Origin of the sequence: Pseudomonas sp. HN2, from assembly GCF_020736465.1 — a bacterium.
Classification (GTDB): domain Bacteria; phylum Pseudomonadota; class Gammaproteobacteria; order Pseudomonadales; family Pseudomonadaceae; genus Aquipseudomonas; species Aquipseudomonas moraviensis_A.
In genome coordinates, this window is record NZ_CP085885.1 from 4,140,500 (window position 1) to 4,161,730 (window position 21,231).

General features: G+C 62.7%; 8 protein-coding genes. 4 read left to right on the forward strand and 4 right to left on the reverse strand.

Annotation, left to right across the window (positions count from 1 at the left end; translation table 11 throughout):
* Positions 1 to 82: 82 nt before the first annotated feature.
* Positions 83 to 13,081 carry a non-ribosomal peptide synthetase gene (locus LIS66_RS18240; protein ID WP_227972757.1) on the reverse strand — a complete coding sequence of 4,333 codons (12,999 nt, stop codon included), beginning with the start codon at positions 13,079 to 13,081 and terminating at the stop codon, positions 83 to 85.
* Between the two features lie 369 nt (positions 13,082 to 13,450).
* Between LIS66_RS18240 and LIS66_RS18245 the strand changes: the two genes are divergently transcribed.
* Positions 13,451 to 14,005 (forward strand): RNA polymerase factor sigma-70, encoded by a 555-nt coding sequence (locus tag LIS66_RS18245; protein ID WP_042607842.1) that lies wholly within the window; start codon positions 13,451 to 13,453, stop codon positions 14,003 to 14,005.
* A gap of 108 nt (positions 14,006 to 14,113) precedes the next feature.
* Here the strand turns inward: LIS66_RS18245 and LIS66_RS18250 are convergent, their stop codons facing one another.
* The 3 genes from LIS66_RS18250 to LIS66_RS18260 all read right to left on the reverse strand — a co-directional run bounded on the left by LIS66_RS18250 (position 14,114) and on the right by LIS66_RS18260 (position 16,728).
* Positions 14,114 to 15,127 carry a GNAT family N-acetyltransferase gene (locus LIS66_RS18250; RefSeq protein ID WP_227972758.1) on the reverse strand — a complete coding sequence of 338 codons (1,014 nt, stop codon included), beginning with the start codon at positions 15,125 to 15,127 and terminating at the stop codon, positions 14,114 to 14,116.
* Between the two features lie 85 nt (positions 15,128 to 15,212).
* A complete protein-coding gene (locus LIS66_RS18255) occupies positions 15,213 to 16,010 on the reverse strand; it encodes a substrate-binding periplasmic protein (protein ID WP_227972759.1) in 798 nt (265 codons plus the stop codon).
* A 94-nt stretch (positions 16,011 to 16,104) separates the two neighbouring features.
* Positions 16,105 to 16,728, reverse strand: a complete 624-nt coding sequence (locus LIS66_RS18260; protein WP_042607845.1) for a TetR/AcrR family transcriptional regulator — start codon at positions 16,726 to 16,728, stop codon at positions 16,105 to 16,107.
* A 184-nt stretch (positions 16,729 to 16,912) separates the two neighbouring features.
* Here LIS66_RS18260 and LIS66_RS18265 point away from each other — a divergent pair, with 184 nt between their 5' ends.
* The 3 genes from LIS66_RS18265 to atuC are packed head-to-tail and all read left to right on the forward strand — an operon-like array spanning position 16,913 to position 21,214.
* Positions 16,913 to 18,697, forward strand: coding sequence for an acyclic terpene utilization AtuA family protein (locus LIS66_RS18265; RefSeq protein ID WP_227972760.1), 1,785 nt, complete (start codon positions 16,913 to 16,915; stop codon positions 18,695 to 18,697).
* 12 nt (positions 18,698 to 18,709) lie between these two features.
* The gene (locus LIS66_RS18270; protein WP_227972761.1) at positions 18,710 to 19,594 is read left to right on the forward strand and encodes an SDR family oxidoreductase; all 885 of its coding nucleotides are present in this window, start codon (positions 18,710 to 18,712) and stop codon (positions 19,592 to 19,594) included.
* Positions 19,595 to 19,597: 3 nt separating this feature from the next.
* Positions 19,598 to 21,214 (forward strand): acyl-CoA carboxylase subunit beta, encoded by a 1,617-nt coding sequence (atuC, locus tag LIS66_RS18275; protein WP_227972762.1) that lies wholly within the window; start codon positions 19,598 to 19,600, stop codon positions 21,212 to 21,214.
* Positions 21,215 to 21,231: the final 17 nt, after the last annotated feature.

The following is a 21,231-nucleotide window of genomic DNA, read 5'->3' on the forward strand; positions in this document are numbered from 1 at the left end:
CAGGCTCACTCCTACAATTGGAATGCATTTCAACTGTAGGAGTGAGCCTGCTCGCGATGGGGCCAGTACAAACCCTAGAGAACTACAGCCCCTCCAACTCCGCCATCAGATCATTCAACCGATCCACCTTCTCCTCGGTAATATCACTGGCCGCCAATCCATCGATGTACTCAGCCAGTTCCTCTACCGTGCTGCACTCGAACATCGCGCGTAGCGGCACGTTGCGTTGCAGGGCTTTCTGCACCCGCGATGCAATCTGCGTCGCCAGCAAGGAATGCCCGCCGAGTTCGAAGAAGTTGTCGCGCACGCCGACCTTTTCCACCTTCAACACCTCGGCCCAGATATCAGCCAGGGTCTGCTCCAGCTCGTTGCGCGGGGCGAGATAATCCTCGCTCTGCAATTGACCGATCTCCAGCGCCGGCAGGGCTTTGCGGTCGAGTTTGCCGTTGGCATTGAGCGGCATCTGCTGCAGCCACAGCCAGTGCAGCGGCACCATGTATTCCGGCAGTTCGGCGCGCAGGCGCTGCTTGATCCGTTCAAGGCGTTCGCCCGGATTGAGCGCTGCATCGGCAGCAACCAGATAACCCACCAGATGCTTGCCGTTGACGCCTTCCTGCACGCCAACCGCAGCGTCGCGCACTTCCGGCTGTTCATGCAGGCGCGCTTCGATTTCACCAAGTTCGATGCGGTAGCCGCGAATCTTCACCTGATGATCGACGCGGCCGACGTATTCCAGCACGCCGTCAGCGCGGCGCCGCGCCAGGTCGCCGGTACGGTACAGACGCTCGCCCGGCGCGCCGAACGGATTCGGCACGAACACTGGCGCGGTGCGCAGCGGATCACTGACGTAGCCGCGCCCGACACCGGTGCCGGCCACGCACAGTTCGCCCACCGCGCCCAGCGGTACCAGATCCAGCGCACCATCGAGCAGATAGAGCAAGTTGTTGTCGGTCGGCGTGCCGATCGGCAAATAACTGCCGCGCGTCGAGGCCAGGTCAACGCGGAAGAACGCCACGTCGTCGGAACATTCCGCCGGGCCATAAGCATTGACCAGACCGATGTCCGGGTAACGCAGCAGCCATTGATGCGCCAGTTCGGGCGGCATCGCTTCGCCGGTCGGCAGCATCCAGCGCAGACCGTCGAGGCTCATGTGGTCTGCGCCGAGCATGCCCTGGATCAGCGAGGGCACACTCTCCAGCACGGTGATGCCCTGCGCCTGCACATGCGCCAGCAGACCTTGCGGATCGTGTGCGATGGTGTTCGGCACGATGTCGACCCGCGCGCCGAACAACGGCGCGGCGAGGAACTGCCAGACGGAAATGTCGAAGCTTTGCGAAGCGGTCTGCGCGATCACGTCGGCCTCGCTCAAGTCGAGGTACGGGCGTTTGCTCACCTGGTTGTTGAGCATGCCGCGCTGCTCGACCATCACGCCTTTTGGCAAACCGGTCGAACCCGAGGTGTAGATCACATAAGCGAGGTTATCCGGGCTGCTGTGAATCCCGGGATTCTCAGTCGCCGTCCCCGATACCTGCACCTCTTCCCAGACCAGCAGGCGCGGACGATTCGAACATCCAGACTCCTCGAGCAAACTCTGCGCCTGTCCAAGGCAGGCGGCGCTGCACACCAGTAACGGCGTGCGGCTCATCTCGATGATGCGGCTCAGGCGCTGGCTCGGCAGGCCCGGGTCCAGCGGCAGGTAACCGGCGCCGGCCTTGAAGCTGCCGATGATCATGCCGAGCAGGTCGAGATTACGCTCGGCCAGCAGCGCCACCGGTTGATCCATGCGCACCCCGGCGGCGATCAGCGCATGACCCAGGCGGTTGGCGTTGTGATTCAGCTCGGCATAGCTCAATTGCTGATCGAGGCAACTGGCGGCAATGCGCTGCGGATGCGCCGCGACCTGGGCTTCGAACAGCGCCACGTAGCTTTGCTCCAGCGGATAGTCGTGGCCACTCTGGTTGCAACCGTGCAGAAGGAAATCGCGTTCTTCGTCGCCCAGCAGCGGCAAGTCGGCCATGTCGCCATGAAAGCCGTCGACCAGCGCCAGCAGCAACCGCTTGAACTCAGCGAGCATACGCTCGACCGTCGACTCGTCGAAATAACGCTGGTCATACGACAGGTGCAAACCAAGGTCATCGCCCGGGTAGCACACCGCTGTCAGCGGGAAGTTGGTGTGGGTCCGGCCGGAATCCGAGGTCGCGTTCAAGCTCTGTGCACGATCCAGCACCGAGACTTCCACCGGAGCGTTTTCGAACACGAACAGGCTGTCGAACAGCGGCTGGCCTTTGGGCAATTCGCTCTGTTCCTGGATGTTCACCAGCGGCAGGTATTCGTACTCGCGCAGTTGCATGTTGCTGTAGAGCAACGCGCTGAGCCACTGGCGCACGCTGCTGCACTGATCGTCCGCAGGCATCTTCACCCGCAGGGCGATGCTGTTGATGAACAGGCCGACGGTACGTTGCATCTCCGGCATGTCCACCGGGCGCCCGGCCACGGTCACGCCGAAGAGCACGTCGCGGTCGCCGCTCAAGCGTCGCAGAACCAGAGCCCACGCCGCCTGGGCAAAGGTGTTGACGGTCAATTGATGGGCCTGCGCCAGCTCGCGGAGCCGCGCACCGTCCTCGACATTCAGGCGGGTGTAGCGGTCGCCGACGATCATGCCGCCGCTTTCACCGGCATGCTCGCGCAGGAACGGCCGGTCGCTCGGGATCGGCGTGGTGCGCTCGAAGCCCTGCAGATTCTGCCGCCACCACTGCCGCGCTTCGGCCAGGCTCTGCCGTTGCAGCCAGCCGATGTAATCGCGATAACGCGGCGGCACGCTCAACTGCGCTTCACGACCTTCGCCGAGGGCAGTGTAGATCTCGAAGAAGTCGTTCATCAGCAGCGAACGGCACCAGGCGTCGATGAGAATGTGGTGGTTGCTCATCATGAACCAGTAGCGCGCCGCGCCGACCTTGATCAGGCGCAGGTGGAACGGCGCCTGATTGAGCAGATCGAAACCGGCCTCGCGCTCGCTTTTCAGCAGCGCTTGCAGTTTCGGTTCCTGCTCGGGTTCGGCGAAGGCGCTCCAGTCCAGATACTCGATCGGCGTGCGACCCGGGGTGTGAATCACTTGCAGCATGTCTTCGCCGACGTTCCAGCAGAACGAGGCGCGCAACGCTTCGTGACGGGCGACCACCGCTTGCCAGGCCTGGGCGAAACGCTCGGGATCGAGTTCGCTGTTGATGCGATAACGATCCTGCATGTAATACAGACCGGTGCCCGGTTCCAGCAGGGTGTGCAGGAGCATGCCCTCCTGCATCGGCGTCAGCGGATAGACATCTTCGATGTGTGCGGCCGGCACCGGCAAGGCGTCGAGTTGCGTCTGGGTCAGTTTTGCCAGCGGGAAGTCCGACGGCGTCAGACCGCCGCCCCCTTCCTGCAGGCAATGTTCGATCAGGCTTTGCAGCTCACCGACGTAAGCATCGGCCAGATCGTGGATGGTCTGCGCGTCATAACGCTCGGCGCTGAAGGTCCAGCGCAGGAGCAATTCGCCGCCATACACCTGACTGTCGACGCTCAGCTCGTTCGGCAACGGCGCCTGCGGATCGTGGGCGGCACCGACCGGCTCATCGAGCGGACGGAACAGCGCATCGCTGGCAAAACTCTGGTCGAACTGGCCGAGGTAATTGAAGGTGATCGGCGCGCTCGGCAGCGTAGCCATGCTTTGCCGGCAACCGTCATCGGCGAGATAGCGCAGCACGCCATAACCGAGACCTTTGTGCGGCACGGCGCGCAGTTGTTCCTTGATCGCCTTGATCGAAGCGCCCTGCCCGGCGGCCTCTTCGATGGTGAATGGAGTCAGGCGCAGCGGGTAGGCGCTGGTGAACCAGCCGACCGTGCGGGTCAGGTCGATCTCGTCGAACAGGGTTTCGCGACCGTGGCCCTCCAGTTGAATCAGTGCCGACGGCTGGCCGCTCCAGCGGCACAGCACGCGGGCCAGTGCGGTCAGCAGCAGGTCGTTGACCTGGGTGCGGTACGCGCTCGGCGCCTGTTGCAGCAACTGCCGGGTACGCTCGGCATCGAGGCGCACGCTGACGGTTTGCGCATGACGATTCTGCCCGTCGCCCTGCGGATTCTCGCAAGGCAGGTCAGCGCTCGGCCCGGCCAGTTGCGCTTGCCACCAGCTCAATTCTTCACGTAGCGATTCGCTGCCAGCGTAGGCCTGCAAACGCGCGGTCCAGTCCTTGAAGGCGCTGGTTTTCGCCGGCAGTTTCAGCGGCTGCGCCGCGTCGAGTTGGCGATACGCCGTTTGCAGATCGTCGAGCAGCACGCGCCAGGAAACACCGTCGACCACCAAGTGATGGATGACGATAAACAAGCGTTGCTGCGCATCGGCGCCATCGACCAGCACTGCGCGCAGCAACGGGCCGTTGTGCAGGTGCAGGCTGCGTTGCGCGTCGGCAAACAGGCCTTCGCATTCGTTCAGCGAATCGATACTGAACTGCCACAGCACATCCTCATCCGTCAGCGCTTGATGCGTCGCTTGCCATACGCCATCGGTTTCGCTGAAACGCAGACGCAGTGCATCGTGCTGCTCGATCACCGCCAGCAAAGCCTGGCGTAAACGTTGCGGCGCGAGCGGCACAGTCGGTTCCAGCAACAGCGCCTGGTTCCAGTGCTGACGCTCGGGGATATCCGTATCGAAGAACCAGTGCTGAATCGGTGTCAGACGCGACTCGCCGTCGACCAGACCTTGCTCGGCAGTCACTTGCTGCGTGCGACTGGCAACTGCAGCGAGTGTCTGCACGGTCTGATGCTGGAACAGATCACGCGGGCTGAAGTGAATACCCTGCTGACGCGCGCGGCTGACCACTTGAATCGACAGAATCGAATCACCGCCGAGTTCGAAGAAGTTATCGCTGAGACCGACCTGCCTGACGTTGAGCACGTCGCACCAGATCTGCGCGAGGGTCTGCTCCAGCGCGTTGCTTGGCGCGACGTAGTCCTGCCGATTGAGCTGCGGATCCGGAGCCGGCAAGGCGCGGCGGTCGAGCTTGCCGTTGGCGGTCAGCGGCATGCTCGCCAGCAGTATGAGGTGGGTCGGCACCATGTAATCCGGCAGTTGCGCCTTGAGGTGAGTCTTCAGTGCCTCGCGCAGTTCCGCTTGTTGCGCCTGATTTTGCTCGGCTACGTCGGTCACCAGGTAGCCCACCAGTTGCTTGCCACTCGGTGCGTCCAGCGCCAGCACTACGGCTTCGCGGATCGAAGGGTGATCGAGCAGGCGCGTTTCGATTTCGCCCAGCTCGATACGGAAACCACGGATCTTCACCTGATGGTCGATCCGGCCCAGATACTCGACCAGACCATCGGCACGCTGGCGCACCAGGTCGCCGGTGCGATACATGCGTCCGCCATCAGCGGCAAACGGGTCAGCGACGAAACGCTCGGCGGTGATGCCCGGACGGTCGTGATAGGCCTGGCCCAGACCGGCGCCGCCAACGAACAGTTCACCGGTCGCACCTTGCGGCACCAACGCCAGGTCGGCGTCGAGAATGTACGCGACCCGCGCGCCGATCACGCTGCCGATCGGCACACTGCCGGCGCCCTCTTCCAGCACCTGCGGCGCCAGACTGGCCAGCGGCATGACCACGGTTTCGGTCGGGCCGTAGGCGTTGAAGAACTGCGCCGGTTGGAACGCCGCGCGGATGCGCTGCAGATGCTCGCCGGTCAGCGCTTCGCCGCCGGTGATGATCATCCGCACCGGCAGGACTTGGTTCTGTGTCGCGAGAAACTGCGCCAACTGGCTGCCGTAGCTTGGCGTGAAGCCAAGGACGTTGATTCGATGCGTACGAATCAAACCGCAGATTTCTTCCGCGTCCCATTGGCCCTGCGCCCGCAACACCACCTGCGCACCGCTGAGCAGCGGCACCAGCAGACGTTCGGTGGCAGCGTCGAAGTTGATCGAATAGAAATGCAGTTCACAGTCGTCCGGGCGCATGCCGAAGCGTTCGATCACGGCCTGGCAGTGCATGGCGATTTCGCCGTGGGAGACCACCACGCCTTTCGGTTTGCCGGTCGAGCCCGAGGTGTAAATCAGATAAGCCTGATGTTGCGGCAGGCTGATGAACGGCAACTCGCTGGCCGGGTAGTCGGCCAATGCCGGGCTGTCATCTTCCAGGCACCAGCGCGCCACGCTTGGCGGCAACTCGCCGAGGGCTTCGAACATCGCCCGATCGCTGAGCAGCAGGCCGATGCGACTGTCTTCGATCATGTAGTGCAAACGGTCGAGCGGGTATTCCGGATCCAGCGGCACATAGGCGCCACCAGCCTTGAGAATCGCCAGCAGGCCGATGACCATTTCCAGCGAACGCTCCAGCGCCAGACCCACCCGCACTTGCGGGCCGACCCCGCGTTCGCGCAGCGCCCAGGCCAAGCGACTGGCGCGGGCATCGAGCTCGGTGTAGCTCAGGGTCTGCCCGGCGAAGGTCAGCGCTGGCGCGTCTTTGCGCGCCAGTGCCTGTTCGGCAAACAGATGATGAATGCACTGATCGAGACGATGCTCGCCCGGCTCGATGCCGAGGCTGTCGAGCAGTTGCTGTTGCTCAGGCTGATCGAGCAACGGCAATTCGCTGAGGCGTTGCTGCGGATTGGCGATCAACGCCTCAAGCAGGTTGCGCCAATGCCTGGCCATGCGCGCGATGGTCGGTTCGTCGAACAGATCGGTGCTGTAGGTCAGGCAGCAACCGAGGCGATGGTCGAGGTCGGTGACTTCCAGATTGAGGTCGAACTTGGTCGCCCGCGCATCGTTGGCCAGATACTCGACGGTCATGCCGGCCAGCGTGCGACTCTGCTGGAATTCCCAGCGCTGGACGTTGCACATCACCTGGAACAGCGGGTTGTAAGCGGCGCTGCGCGGCGGCTGCAAGGCTTCGACCAGATGATCGAACGGCAGATCCTGATGGGACTGGCCTTCGATCACCGTGTGGCGCACTTGCTCGAACAATTCGCCGACCGACATCTGCCCGTCGAGCTGGCAACGCAGCACCTGGGTGTTGAGGAACGCACCGATCAGCCTTTCGCTTTCCGGGCGGATGCGGTTGGCCACCGGCGCGCCGATGCGCAGGTCGGTCTGGCCGCTGTAGCGGTAGAGCAACGTGGCGAGTGCGGCAGTCATGGTCATGAACAGGGTCAGACCGTTTTGCGCGTTGAACGCCCGCACCCGCGCGGCGAGATCGTCGCTCAGATCGAAACGGTACAGCTCGCCCTGGTGGCTTTGCACCGGTGGACGCGGACGGTCGCCGGGCAATTCCAGCAGCGGATGTTCGCGGCCCAGTTGTGCAGTCCAATAGTCGAGTTGGCGCTGACGCTCGCCGGATTCCAGCCACTGGCGCTGCCAGACGCTGTAGTCGAGGTATTGCACCGGCAGCGGCTCGAGCGGTGATTCGCGCTCATCGACGAACGCTTCGTACAACGCGCTGAGTTCACGGGCGAAGATGTCCATCGCCCAGCCTTCGGTGACGATGTGGTGCAGGGTCAGAACGAAGTAATGCTCGTGCTCGGCAGTCTTGACCAGACAGGCGCGCAGCAGCGGGCCGGTTTCCAGGTCGAACGGCTGGTGCGCTTCTGCATCGGCCAGTTGCTGGACTTGTTGTTCACGCACAGCCGCCGGCAGGCTGGAGAAATCCTTCCAGCCCATGCGCACGCCGGTCTCGGCATGCACGTGCTGGCGGGCGACACCGTCAACACTTGGGAACGTTGTGCGCAGGGTTTCGTGACGCAGGATCAGCGCCTGCAACGCGGCCTCGAAATGCTCGACATGCAGCACGCCACGCAGGCGCGCCATGCCACCGACGTTGTACGCAGGGCTGTCCGGTTCCATCTGCCAGAGGAACCACATGCGCTGCTGCGAATAGGACAACGGCACCGCTTGGCTGCGATCGACTTTGCCGATCGGCAACTGTTGGTTGGTGCGGCCGCTGGCCTGGATCTGGCGGATCTGTTCGGCGTAATCGCCCAGTTCGCTGTGCTCGAACAGCGTGCGCAGCGGCAGTTCGACGTCACAGGCCTGACGTGTGCGGGAGATGATCTGAGTGGCCAGCAGCGAGTGACCGCCGAGGGCAAAGAAATCGTCGCTCAGGCCAATCTGATTTAGGCCGAGTACTTCACGCCAGATGGCGGCGATTTGTTGTTCCAGTTCGCTGACCGGTTCGACGTGTTCACGCACCTGCCATTGCGGTTCAGGCAAGGCGCGGCGGTCGAGTTTGCCGCTGGGGCTGAGCGGCATCGCGTGGAGGCGCAGCAGTTGCGCCGGGACCATGTACTCCGGCAGCTCGGCAGCCAAAGCGGCTTTCAGGCGAGCGATTTGCTCATCGGCATCTTCAGGCAAATCGGTTGTCGTGAAGTAGCCGATCAGTTGCCCACCGGCAGCGGTTTCGCGCACCAGCACCACGGCTTGGGCGACGCCCTCCTGAGCGAGCAGCCGCGCCTGGATTTCTTCCGGCTCAACCCGAAAGCCGCGCAGCTTGACCTGCTGATCGAGACGGCCGAGGTATTCGATCACCCCGTCGGACGTCCAGCGCGCACGGTCGCCAGTACGGTACAAGCGGGCGCCCTGCTCGCCCGATGGATCGACGACAAAACGTTCAGCGGTCAACGCCGGACGGCCGAGATAGCCACGGGCCAGACCGCTGCCGCTGATGCACAGCTCACCCGGCACGCCCGCTGGAACCGGGTTGAGATCGGCATCGAGGATGCGGCAGATCACGTTGCCCAGCGGCCGGCCAATCGGCGAGCGCTCGCCATCGGCGCTGGTGCAATGCCAGTGCGTGACGTTGATCGCAGTTTCAGTCGGGCCGTAACGGTTGTGCAGTTGCACCGCCGGTAGTTGCGCGAGGACACGATTGCGCAGTTCGGCCGGCAGTGCTTCACCGCCGGAGAATACCCGACGCAGGCTGGTGCATTCGGCGCTCAGCGGTTCATCTATGAACAGCGAGAGCAGCGGCGGCACAAAGTGCAGCGTGGTCACGCCATGTTCTTGAACCAGTTGCGCGATGCGATGGGGATCGCGGTGTTCGCCGGGGCCGGCAATCAGCAGACGCGCGCCAGTGATCAGCGGCCAGAAGCATTCCCACACCGAGACATCGAAACTGATCGGCGCTTTTTGCATCAGCACGTCGGTTTCATCGAGGGCGTAGGTGTTCTGCATCCATTGCAGGCGCTCGGCCAGCGCTGCGTGGGTATTGCCGACGCCTTTCGGTTGCCCGGTGGAACCCGAGGTGTAAATCACGTAGGCGAGATTGTCGCCGTGCAAATGCAGGCCCGGTGCATGGCTCGGCCATTTTTCCAGGTGCAACGCGTCCATGGCGATCACACTGACACCGTCGCTGGCTGGCAGGCGCTCAAGCAGTTCGGTCTGGGTCAGGAGCAGTTCGACGCCGCTGTCGCTGAGCATGTAGGCGAGGCGTTCCGCCGGGTAATCGGGGTCCAGTGGCACATAGGCGCCACCGGCCTTGATGATCGCCAGCAGACCGATCAGCAGTTGCGGCGAACGCTCGGCGGCGATGGCCACGCACACGTCCGGGCCGACGCCTTTGTCGCGCAGGTAATGGGCGAGCCGGTTGGCTTGCGCGTGCAGCTCGGCAAAATCCAGGCTACCGGTCTCCCACGCCAGCGCGGTGCGGTGCGGGGTTTTATGCAGTTGCTGGTCGAGCAGCTCCGGCAGCCACTGTTGCGCCGCGGTGCACGGTGCGACGCTCCAGTCCTTCTGCTGGTGTTGCTCGCTGGCGGTCAACAGGCGCAGATCGCCGATGGCCTGCTGTGGCTGTTCGCACACTTCGCTCAGCAGATTGTGGAAATGCGCGGCCAGTCGCTCGATGGTCGTGGCGTCGAACAGTTCGCTGGCGTAGTCGAACGACAAGCTCAGACGTCCGTTGCGGTCTTCTTCACTGTGCAATTGCAGATCGAACTTGGCCTCCCGGCTGTGCCACGGCAGCTCTTCGGCGAGCAGACCGGGCAAGCGCTTGAGTGCACCGAGGTCGCGCTGCTGATGGTTGAACATGACCTGGAACAGACCCTGTTCGCGGGCCTGCGGGAAGGCTTCAAGCAGTTGCTCGAAGGGCAGATCCTGATTGTCCTGGGCACCGAGTGCGGCCTGGCGCGTCTGGCTCAGCAACTCGGCAAACGGCAGGCGCGAATCGACGTGCGCACGCAGTACCTGGGTGTTGATGAAGAAGCCGATCAGGCCCTGGGTTTCCAGGCGCGGGCGGTTGGCATTGGGTACGCCGATACGAATGTCGCGCTGACCGCTGTAGCGGTGCAGCAGGCTCTGCAACGCGGCGAGCAGAAGCATGAACGGCGTGGCTCGGTGCGCCTGCGCGGTCTGGCGGATGGCCTCGCTGAGCTGGGCACTCAGGCGCACGCTGTGGCGCGCAGCGCTGTGGTTTAGTCTGGCCGAGCGGGGATGATCGGTAGCCAGTTCCAGTGTCGGATGCTCATCGCCCAACTGCGCTTTCCAGTACGCCAGTTGCCGCTCGCCCTCGCCTTGCGCCAGCCATTGCCGCTGCCAGTTGCCGTAGTCGGCGTATTGCGTGGGCAGCACTGCCAGGTTTGCCGTTGTACCCTGCGCAGCGGCGGCGTAGAGGCGCGAGAACTCGTCGAGGAGAATATTCAGCGACCAGCCGTCGGCGATGATGTGGTGCATCGTCACCAGCAGTTGATGTTCTTCATCGTCCAGACGCACCAGGGTCACCCATAGCAACGGGCCTTTTTCCAGGTCGAACCGAGTGCGCGCCTGGTCTTCGCGAATCTGCTCGGCCCGGGCTTCACGCTCGGCCGCTGGCAGGTCGCTGATGTCGATCAATTGCAGATTGAATTCGGCGGCGGCGAGCACTTGCTGCAATGCCACACCGTCGCGTTCGAAGAAACGCGTGCGCAGGGATTCGTGGCGTTCGATCAGTTGCTGGAAGCTGCTGCGCACGGCGTCTTCGTCCAGCTCCCCACGCAGGCGCAGGCCACCGGGAATGTTGTAGGCGCTGCTGTGCGGGTCGAGCTGCCAGGTGATCCACAGACGATTTTGTGCCAGCGACTGCGGCATCGCCTCGCTGCGCGACAGCGCGGTGATCGCACCCTGGGCGCTGCCACCGTCCTGTTGTTGCTGCGCCACAGCGGCGGCGAAGGCGGACAAGGTGGGCGCTTCGAATAGCAGGCGCAGGCTCAGCTCGACACCTAATGCTTCGCGAACCCGCGCAACCACTTGCGTGGCGGCGATCGAGTTGCCGCCGAGCAGGAAAAAGTGATCATCGGCGTTGACCTGCTTGACGTTGAGTTGCTCGGCCCAGACTTGCCCGATCAACGTTTCGAGATCCGACGTGCTGCGGGTCGCGGTCTGGGTTTCGGCAGCGGTCGACGGGAACAGCGCATAGCTGTCGAGGCTGCCCTCGGCCAGACGATTGCGGCATGCCGAGCGCTGCAGTTTGCCGCTGGAGGTTTTCGGCAAAGCGCCCGGATTGAGCAGCACCACCACGCTTGGGGCTTGCTGATACGCCTCGGCGACGGCTTGGCGAATGGCTTTGATCAGCGCTTGCGGCGGGAGGATTTTCTGCACGCTGCGGCTGATTTCTGCGGCGATGCCAATGCCCTCTTCACCGTCGTCAGTGACTGCGAAGGCTGCGACGCGGCCCTTGCGCACGACTTCGACTTCGCGTTCGACGGTCTGCTCGATGTCCTGCGGATAGAGGTTGTGCCCGCGGACGATGAGCATGTCTTTCAGACGCCCGGTGACGAACAATTCCCCGTCACGGACAAAGCCCAGATCACCGGTGCGCAGCCAGGTGCGGCCGGCGTGCTGAACGAAGGTCTTGGCGCTGGCTTCGGGATTGCGCCAGTAGCCGTGGGCAATGCTCGGGCCGGCGGCCCAGACTTCACCGACCGCGTTGTCCGCCAGTTCCTTGAGCGTATTCGGTTCGACGATCAGCACCGCGTGTTCCGGCTGGCTGATGCCACAGCTCATGATCGCGCCGCCGTCGCCCGGCTCGGCACGGTTTTGCGCCAGCGCCTGATCGTTCACGCGCAGCGCCGGGATGCCGTTGCCGCGCGGCGTGCCGGCGACAAACAGGGTCGCCTCGGCCAAACCGTACGAAGCCATGAAACTCTGTTCACTGAAACCGCAGGCAGCGAATTTCTCGGCGAAACGTTCAAGGGTATCGAGGCGGATCGGCTCGGAGCCGGAATAGGCCACGCGCCAACGGCTCAGATCGAGGCGCTCCAGCGCCGATTCGCTGACCCGCTCGCTGCACAGGCGGTAGGCGAAATCCGGCCCGCCGCTGATGGTACCGCCGTATTCGGCGATCGCTTCCAGCCAGCGCAATGGTCGGCCGAGGAAGTATGCCGGCGACATCAGAATGCACGGCACACCGCTGAAGATCGGCTGCAGCAGGCCGCCGATCAATCCCATGTCGTGATACAGCGGCAACCAGCTGACGATGACGTCGTCCGGGTTGACGTCGATGCCGAAACCGTGACGGATCAGCAGTTCGTTGGCGACCAGATTGCCGTGGCTGACTTGCACGCCCTTGGGCAGCGCAGTGGAGCCGGAGGTGTATTGCAGGAAGGCGATGTGCTCGGGCGGCAGGCTCGGCTCAATCCAGCGCTCGGCCAGTGCGCTGTCGAGGGTGTCGACGCACAACAGCGGCGGCGCGCCCTCGATTTGCTGCAAGGCATCGCGCAGGTCGGCGCTGGTCAGCAACAGCCTGGGCTCGGCGTCGGCGATGATCGACAGCAAGCGCTCCTGATGGTGACGCCGGGCGGATTCCGGCGGATAGGCCGGCACCGCGATCACACCGGCATACAGGCAGCCGAAAAACGCCGCGACGTAATCCGCGCCACTGGGGAACAGCAGCACCGCGCGCTCACCGAAACCGGCCTCGGCCTGCAATGCAGCGGCGATGGCGCGCGCGCGTTGATCCAGTTCGCGATAGCTGAGCACCACAGCCTGCTCCGGGTTTTCGGCGAGAAAACGCAAGGCCAGTCGGTCCGGCGTCAGGGCCGCACGACGCTTGAGGGCATGGACCAGGGTGCTGGGGAGTTCGAACGCGTCGGTCATGAGGTTTCCTGCCTGAATTCGGCTTGCAAGTGGAATCGGTGGCTGCGTCACGCCTGTCGAGAGGCGTGCAGGGCGCGGTCTGTGCCGACCGCGCAAGGCATCGGAATGCGCTGTGGCCGGGGATCAACACCCGGAACCATTCACCAATGAGAACGGATGACGTCTTGAAATAATTAGTCGGCAGGCTCGACGTTCAACGGGGCCAGGCTGCGGCAGCGTGTCGCAGTTCGCAAAACACATCGACTTACAGCAGTACTTCTCTTTCTCATTTGACAATCATTATCATTCAACATAATTTGTCGCTCGATGTGTAGGACGGCGCCGTCCCCCAGGCCCTCCCACTAACCTATTGGCAGCAAGGTGATTTCCATGACGGAACAAGTATCCACAAGCAGGTGCGATTCACCGCTACTTCAGGCATTCGTCGACAATCGACTGATTCTGGTCAAGATTGCAGCCCGCATTACCGGCTGCAGGTCTCGTGCCGAAGACGTGGTTCAGGATGCGTTTTTCCGACTGCAATCGGCGCCGCCGATCACGTCGTCGATCAAGGCTCAGCTGAGCTACCTGTTCCAGATCGTGCGCAACCTCGCCATCGATCACTACCGCAAGCAGGCGCTCGAACAGAAATACTCAGGCCCGGAGGAGGAAGGCTTGAACGTGGTGATTCAGGGCGCTTCGCCGGAAACGTCGCACATCAACTTCTCGACCCTGGAACACATCGCCGATGCGCTGACCGAATTGCCCAGCCGCACCCGCTACGCCTTCGAGATGTATCGCTTGCACGGCGTGCCGCAGAAAGACATCGCCAAGGAACTCGGCGTATCGCCGACCCTGGTCAACTTCATGATTCGTGATGCGCTGGTGCACTGCCGCAAGGTGTCGGGCAGTCGACGGGATGGGGTGATCGCGGGTCGTCGCTGAGACCGCGTCGTCTGATCAAAAAAGATCGCAGCCTTCGGCAGCTCCTACTTGAGAATGCATTCCTCTGTAGGAGCTGCCGAAGGCTGCGATCTTTTGCTTGATGCGATATCAGGCCAACCGGCACCGATCAAAAAACCGCTCCCGCCCCAGAATCATCAGCGCCGCGCGCTTGTGCGGGAAATCGAATTCCTTTTCGCAGTGGAAACACTGGTTGTGCATATGCCCGATCATCCTCGCGTTATCGGCACGCGGCTCGGCGACCACGCGCTGGGTGCGTGGGTCATCGAGAAACAGGTAATGCACCAGCGCCGATAACCAGCTCGCCACTTTGTGCGGGCCGCGATGGCTTTCCTCGCCGACCAGCATGTGAATCCCACGGTCGTAATCGCCGGCATCGTAGAACGGCGCGATGCGGTCTTCCTTGGCCCAGTAGGCTTCAAAATAGGCGAATGGCTGATCGTCAAAACAGCCGATCAGCGTCAGCGTGTGCGGATCGGCATCGAGCTTGCTCAGGTATTCGCGATGCTGCTCAAGGCTGCCCTCCTCCTGCCAGAAGCTCGCCACGCGCGGACTGTTCTGCCAGCGATTGAAGCGCGACAGGTCTTCTTCGATTTCCAGCGTACGCAGGGAAATCCACGCGCCGAGCCGCGCATCGAAACGTCGATAGACTTCACCCCGCGGCTTCACCGGGCGCAGCGGATGGCGCTTGCCCTGGCTGATGACCATTTGCTGCGGATAGCTGCCGGTCAGTGAAGCGCCGAGCCACGGTAGCGGCAGTTGCCAGAACAGCGTGCGCTCGCAGCGATATTCGCCAGCCACTTCGGTATTGATCAACAAACCGCTGAGCAATGCCTCGGTGGGCGGTTGGTCGAGTTGCCAGGTCAACTGCTGACACGCCGGGTCACGGGCGAACAACCAATAGCAGGCCGCCCACAAAGCTTGCCCGGGCGGCAGGGCGAAACGCTCGTCGAGCTGGATCGGGCCTTTGCCCTCGCGGTCGAGACGCAGCCGAATCAACGGCTGACCGTCCAGGCTCAGGCTCAAGCGGCTCTCGGTGGCATCAGCGATCAATTGACTGCCCGAGGGCAAAGCCAGGGCAGTCAGGTCATTCAGATTGGACATGGGTCGGGCTCACGTAATCGTCGACAGTTCAACGAAGTGACGTGAGCCGGGAGGGGAAATTTAAGCGCGGGATGAAAACCGCACCTCAGCGCTGAGGCACCGGCACCACCGCAATCCGGTAAGGATCGAAGATCCTCAGCAATTCCCCGTTGTCGCGCAGCCCTTGCAGCAGCTTGCCGAAAGCTTCGCCAGTGATCGGAGCACTTGTGCGCAGAATCGCGTAGTGGTGATAGATCTGATCGGTACGCTGCGAGGGCAGCAAGGCATCGCGGACCTTTTCGTTGCGCAGCAGGTAATCGAACAGATAGGAACGGGTAACCAAGGCAATGTCGGCGCGTCCGCGCAGGACCATCAGCAGGTTGCTGTCGTGGGAATAGGTCAGCGTGGCGTTGTAGTTTTTCGCGAGGTATTTCGGATCGGCGTTGAAGTTGGCAAATTCGTAGTGATAACCGCTGAACAACGCCAGACGCTTGCCCGAAAGGCTGGAGAAATAGCTCTGCTGGCGGCCGTCTTCGCGTTGCGCGACGAAAATCTCGGCGTCTTCCAGGCCCATGTCGACGTCATCGTGGGGAATGTCTTTCCAGCCCCACTCGGGGTTTTCGAAGATCGCCATGTCGATGCGGCCCTGCTTGAAATCACCGAAACGGCGCGGGATCGACGTTGGCACCAGGACGAACTGATAGTCGCTCTGCGAACTGTTCAGCGCCTCGATCAATTGCGGCAACAGGCCGGTGTCGGCGCCGTTTTCCGGGCGAATCGTATAGGGCGGAAAATGCGCGGCGCCGACCCGGACCAATTGCGCTGACTGAACGGGCAATACCCATAACACAGCCAGCGCAGCGAGCATCAGCCCGGCGGCTGTCCGAATTGGCGAAGACTTCAAAACACCCCACTCCCCGAAAAAAAATAGCGATCAATGCATTCAAGCTAGGCGGTTTCGCCGACTTAGCCAGTTTCCCGGCCGGTCCGACAACCGTTCAACGCGCTTCGAGGACCAGAATCAGCGCTTCATCGGCGAGTTGATCGAGGCTCAAACTGCCGCCGGCACGGAACCAGGTGGTGGTCCAGGACAGTGCGCCGGTGAGGAAACGTCGGGTAATAAAAACGTCGCCGCGAATATAACCGGCGTCCTTGGCCTCGCCCAGAACCTGCAGCCAGATGTCTTCATAAACGTCACGCAAAGCGAGGACTTTAGCCTGGCCGTCTTCGGACAATGAGCGCCATTCATACACCAGCACCGCCATCGCTTCGCCGCTGCCGCCCATGATCGACTGCAACTCGCAGCGAATCAGTGCCAGGACTTTCTCGCGCACATCGTTTGCCTCGGCCAGGGCTGCGCGCATCAACGCGGTGTTGTAGCGGATGGTTTCCTCCATCACCGCGCGAAGGATTTCATCCTTGCTTTTGAAGTGATGAAAAATGCTGCCCGACTGAATGCCCACGGCGCTGGCCAGATCGCGCACCGTGGTGCGCTCGTAGCCTTTGTTGCGAAACAGGTGAGCCGCCACTTGCAGCAATTTGCCACGGGCGCTGTCCGGGTCGGTCAACTGGCCTGACTCGACCAGTTCGCGCATGACCCGCAGGGCTTTTTGCTCGTCCACCCGTTCTCTCCTACAGTCGATCAGTGTGTTGCCCCCTGTAACCGCAGGGTTGCGCGCAATTTAAGCCGCGCGCGGGCACCAAGCAAGCGCTTGGGCAGAAGAATGTTTCCCCTGTTTACAAACCAAGCGCTTGCTTGGTAGCCTCCAGACACTTCTGTCGCAGGTTCCTGAGTCGGAGATAAAAATGCCAACCACCGTGCGTATCGGCTGCGCCAGCGCCTTTTGGGGCGATACCTCCACCGCTGCCGCCCAACTGGTGACGGGCGGAGACCTCGATTATCTGGTGTTCGATTATCTGGCCGAGATCACCATGTCGCTGATGGCCGGCGCGCGTCTCAAAGACCCGCAGGCCGGGTACGCCGGCGACTTCATCGAAGTGCTGACGCCGCTGCTGACGCAACTGGCCGAACAGCAGATCCGCGTGATCAGCAATGCCGGCGGCGTCAATCCGCAGGCCTGCGCGGCTGCCCTGCAAGCGGCGTGCGACCAGGCCGGGGTCAAGTTGAAGATTGCCGTGTTGCTCGGTGATGACCTGCAAGGACACCTCGAAAACCCCGCCGACATCCGCGAAATGTTCAGCGGCGCCCCGCTTCCACGCGTGTGCGTGTCGACCAACGCCTACCTCGGCGCGCCGGGGATTGTCGAAGCGTTGCGTCTGGGTGCCGACATCGTCATTACTGGTCGGGTGGTCGACAGCGCCGTGGTCAGCGCAGCGCTGGTCCATGAATTCGGCTGGTCGTGGCATGACTACGACAAACTCGCCCAGGCCGCGCTGGCCGGGCACATCATCGAATGCGGCGCGCAATGCACCGGCGGCAATTTCACCGACTGGCGCGAGGTACCGGATTACGAGCACATCGGTTTTCCGATCGTCGAAGTCAGCGCCGATGGCCAGTTCCTCGTCAGCAAACCGGAAGGCTCCGGCGGGCTGGTCACGCCGCTGACGGTCGGCGAGCAGATGCTCTATGAAATCGGCGATCCGCAGGCTTACTTGCTACCCGACGTGGTCTGCGACTTCACTCAGGTCAAACTCCAGCAGCAAGGCAAAAACGTCGTGCAGGTGCACGGCGCCAAAGGCCTGCCGCCCACCGACAAATACAAGGTCAGCGCCACTTGTCCGGACGGCTTTCGCTGTACGGCGAGTTGCCTGATGGCCGGCATCGACGCAGTGGACAAGGCGCGGCGGGTCAGCCAGGCAATCATCGACAAGACCGCCGAGATGTTCAGCCTGCGCGGCTGGGCGCCCTACAGCGAAACCCATATCGAACTGCTCGGCAGCGAAGCCACCTATGGCCCCCACGGTCAGCGCCGTGACAGCCGCGAAGTGGTGATCAAAATCGCCGTGCGGCATCCCGACAAACGCGCGCTGGTGCTGTTTTCCAAAGAGATCGCCCAGGCTGCGACCGGTATGGCGCCTGGCTTGACCGGCATCGTCGGCGGTCGCCCGAGCGTTTACCCAGTCATCCGCCTGTTCTCGTTTCTCATCGAAAAAAGCGCCTGCACCCTGCAAGTAGACATGGCTGGCGAGCGTCATCCGTGTGCCCTGCCCGCCGTGGTCGCTCTGGACAGTGCAGACTTGCCCGTCGTCCAGCATCCGCCCAAACCCCAGGGCCGCGCCGATGCCAGTGTGCCGCTGGTGAAACTGGCGGTGGCGCGCTCCGGCGACAAGGGCAACCACAGCAACATCGGCGTGATGCCGCGCCATCCCGATTACCTGCCGTGGATCGCCGAAGCGCTGACAACTTCGGTGGTGGTCGACTGGATGCGCCACGTCCTTGATCCAGTGCTCGGGCGTGTTGAACGTTGGTACCTGCCCGGTACCCACAGCCTCAACTTTCTCTTGGAAAACGCCCTCGGCGGTGGCGGTGTCGCCAGTCTGCGCATCGACCCGCAGGGCAAAGCCTTCGCCCAGCAATTATTGGAAATCCAGATCCCGGTGCCGCAGAGCATCGCCGAACAGCTCGACTAGAGGATGGTGTGCATGGCTTACGCGTCGATTTTTCGCGCCGATCTGTTCAGCGGCCAGAACCTGATTGTCACCGGTGGCGGCAGCGGCATCGGTCGCTGCACCGCCCATGAACTGGCGGCGCTCGGCGCCCATGTGCTGCTGGTCGGGCGCAAGCCGGAAAAGCTCGAAAAGGTCGCCTCCGAAATCACCGAGGACGGCGGCCGCGCGCACTGGAAGGCTTGCGATATCCGCGATGAAGAAGCGGTCAAGCAACTGGTCAAAGAGCTGATCGCCGAACACGGACCGATTCACGGTCTGGTCAACAACGCCGGTGGTCAGTACCCGTCGCCGCTGGCGTCGATCAATCAGAAGGGTTTCGAAACCGTGTTGCGCACCAATCTGGTCGGCGGTTTTCTGATGGCCCGCGAAGTGTTCAACCAGTCGATGAGCAAACACGGCGGCAGCATCGTCAACATGCTCGCCGACATGTGGGGCGGCATGCCCGGCATGGGCCACTCGGGCGCCGCGCGTTCGGGCATGGACAACTTCACCAAGACTGCCGCGTTCGAGTGGGGCTATGCCGGGGTGCGGGTCAACGCTGTGGCACCGGGCTGGATTGCGTCCAGCGGCATGGACACTTACGAAGGCGCCTTCAAAGCAGTGATCCCGACGTTGCGCGAGCATGTGCCGCTCAAGCGCATCGGCACCGAGTCGGAAGTCAGTGCGGCGATCGTGTTTCTGCTCAGCCCGGCGGCGGCGTTCATCAGCGGCACCACGGTGAAAATCGACGGCGCCGCCAGCCTCGGCAGTCGCGCCTGGCCGCTGCACAAGGCCAGCCACAGCGAATCCTTCAACGGCTTTCACCGCGCCTATTCACCAGAAGTGTTGCGTCCCGACGTGCCCAAGGACGAGGAATAAGCCATGGCGCAGATTCAGTCGCAACTCGACCCGCACAGCGAAGCGTTCGCGCGCAACCGCGCCGCCATGCTCGCCGCCATCGAGCAGGTCCGGCAGCTTGAACAGAAGCTGCTGGACAAGGCCGCCGACGCCAAAGACAAATTCAGCAAACGCGGGCAACTGTTGCCCCGCGAGCGTCTGAACCTGTTGCTCGACCCTGGCGCGCCGTTCCTCGAACTGGCCAGCCTCGCCGGCTACAAGTTGCACGACGACAAGGACGGCAGTTCGGCCGGTGGCGGGCTGATTGCCGGCATCGGTTACGTCTGCGGCATCCGTGCGATGGTGGTTGCCAACAACAGCGCGATCAAGGGCGGCACGATCTCGCCGAGCGGTCTGAAAAAATCCCTGCGCCTGCAACAGATCGCTCGGGAAAACAAACTGCCGATGATCACCCTCGCCGAAAGCGGCGGCGCCAATCTCAATTACGCGGCGGAGATTTTTGTCGAAGGCGCGCGCAGTTTTGCCAATCAGGCGCGCATGTCGGCCATGGGGTTGCCGCAGATTACCGTGGTGCACGGCTCGGCCACCGCGGGCGGCGCTTATCAACCGGGTTTGTCGGATTACGTGGTGGTGGTGCGCGGCAAGGCCAAGCTGTTCCTCGCCGGCCCGCCATTGCTCAAAGCGGCGACCGGCGAAGTGGCCAGCGATGAGGAGCTGGGTGGCGCCGAGATGCACGCGCAGGTCGCCGGTACCGCCGAATATCTAGCCGAGAACGATGCTGACGGCATACGTCAGGTGCGCGAAATCATGCGCATGCTGCCATGGAATGCACAGCTGCCATGGCAGCCGGAGGCGCAATTCAAAGAACCGCTCTACCCCATCGATGAACTGCTCGGGTTGATCCCGGACGATGCGAAAAAGCCCTACGACGTGCGCGAAATCATCGCGCGGATCGCCGATGAATCGGATTTTCTCGAGTTCAAGGGCGAGTTCGATCAACAAACCATCTGCGGCCAATTGAAAATCCAGGGCCGCGCCTGCGGCTTCATCGGCAACAACGGCCCGATCACCCCTCAAGGTGCGAGCAAGGCGGCGCAGTTCATCCAGTTGTGCGACCAGAGCCAGACGCCGCTGCTGTTTTTCCACAACACCACGGGTTTCATGGTCGGCACCGAATCGGAACAGCAAGGCGTGATCAAGCACGGCTCGAAACTGATTCAAGCGGTGGCCAACGCGCGGGTGCCTAAACTGACCATCGTCGTCGGCGGTTCCTACGGCGCCGGCAACTACGCGATGTGCGGGCGCGGTCTCGACCCGCGCTTCATCTTCGCCTGGCCCAACAGTCGCACCGCAGTCATGGGCGGTGCGCAGGCCGGCAAGGTTTTGCGCATCGTCACCGAGGCCAAACAGCTCAAGGACGGCATCGAGCCCGATCCGAAAATGCTTGACATGCTCGAGCAGATGACCGCGCAGAAACTCGACAGCCAGTCCACCGCACTGTACGGCAGCGCCAACCTGTGGGACGACGGCCTGATCGACCCGCGCGACACCCGCACCCTGCTCGGTTACTTGCTGGATATCTGCCACGAAGCCGACAGGCGTGCGCTGCAACCCAACAGCTTCGGCGTCAGCCGCTTCTGACCGCCACGGATCCTACG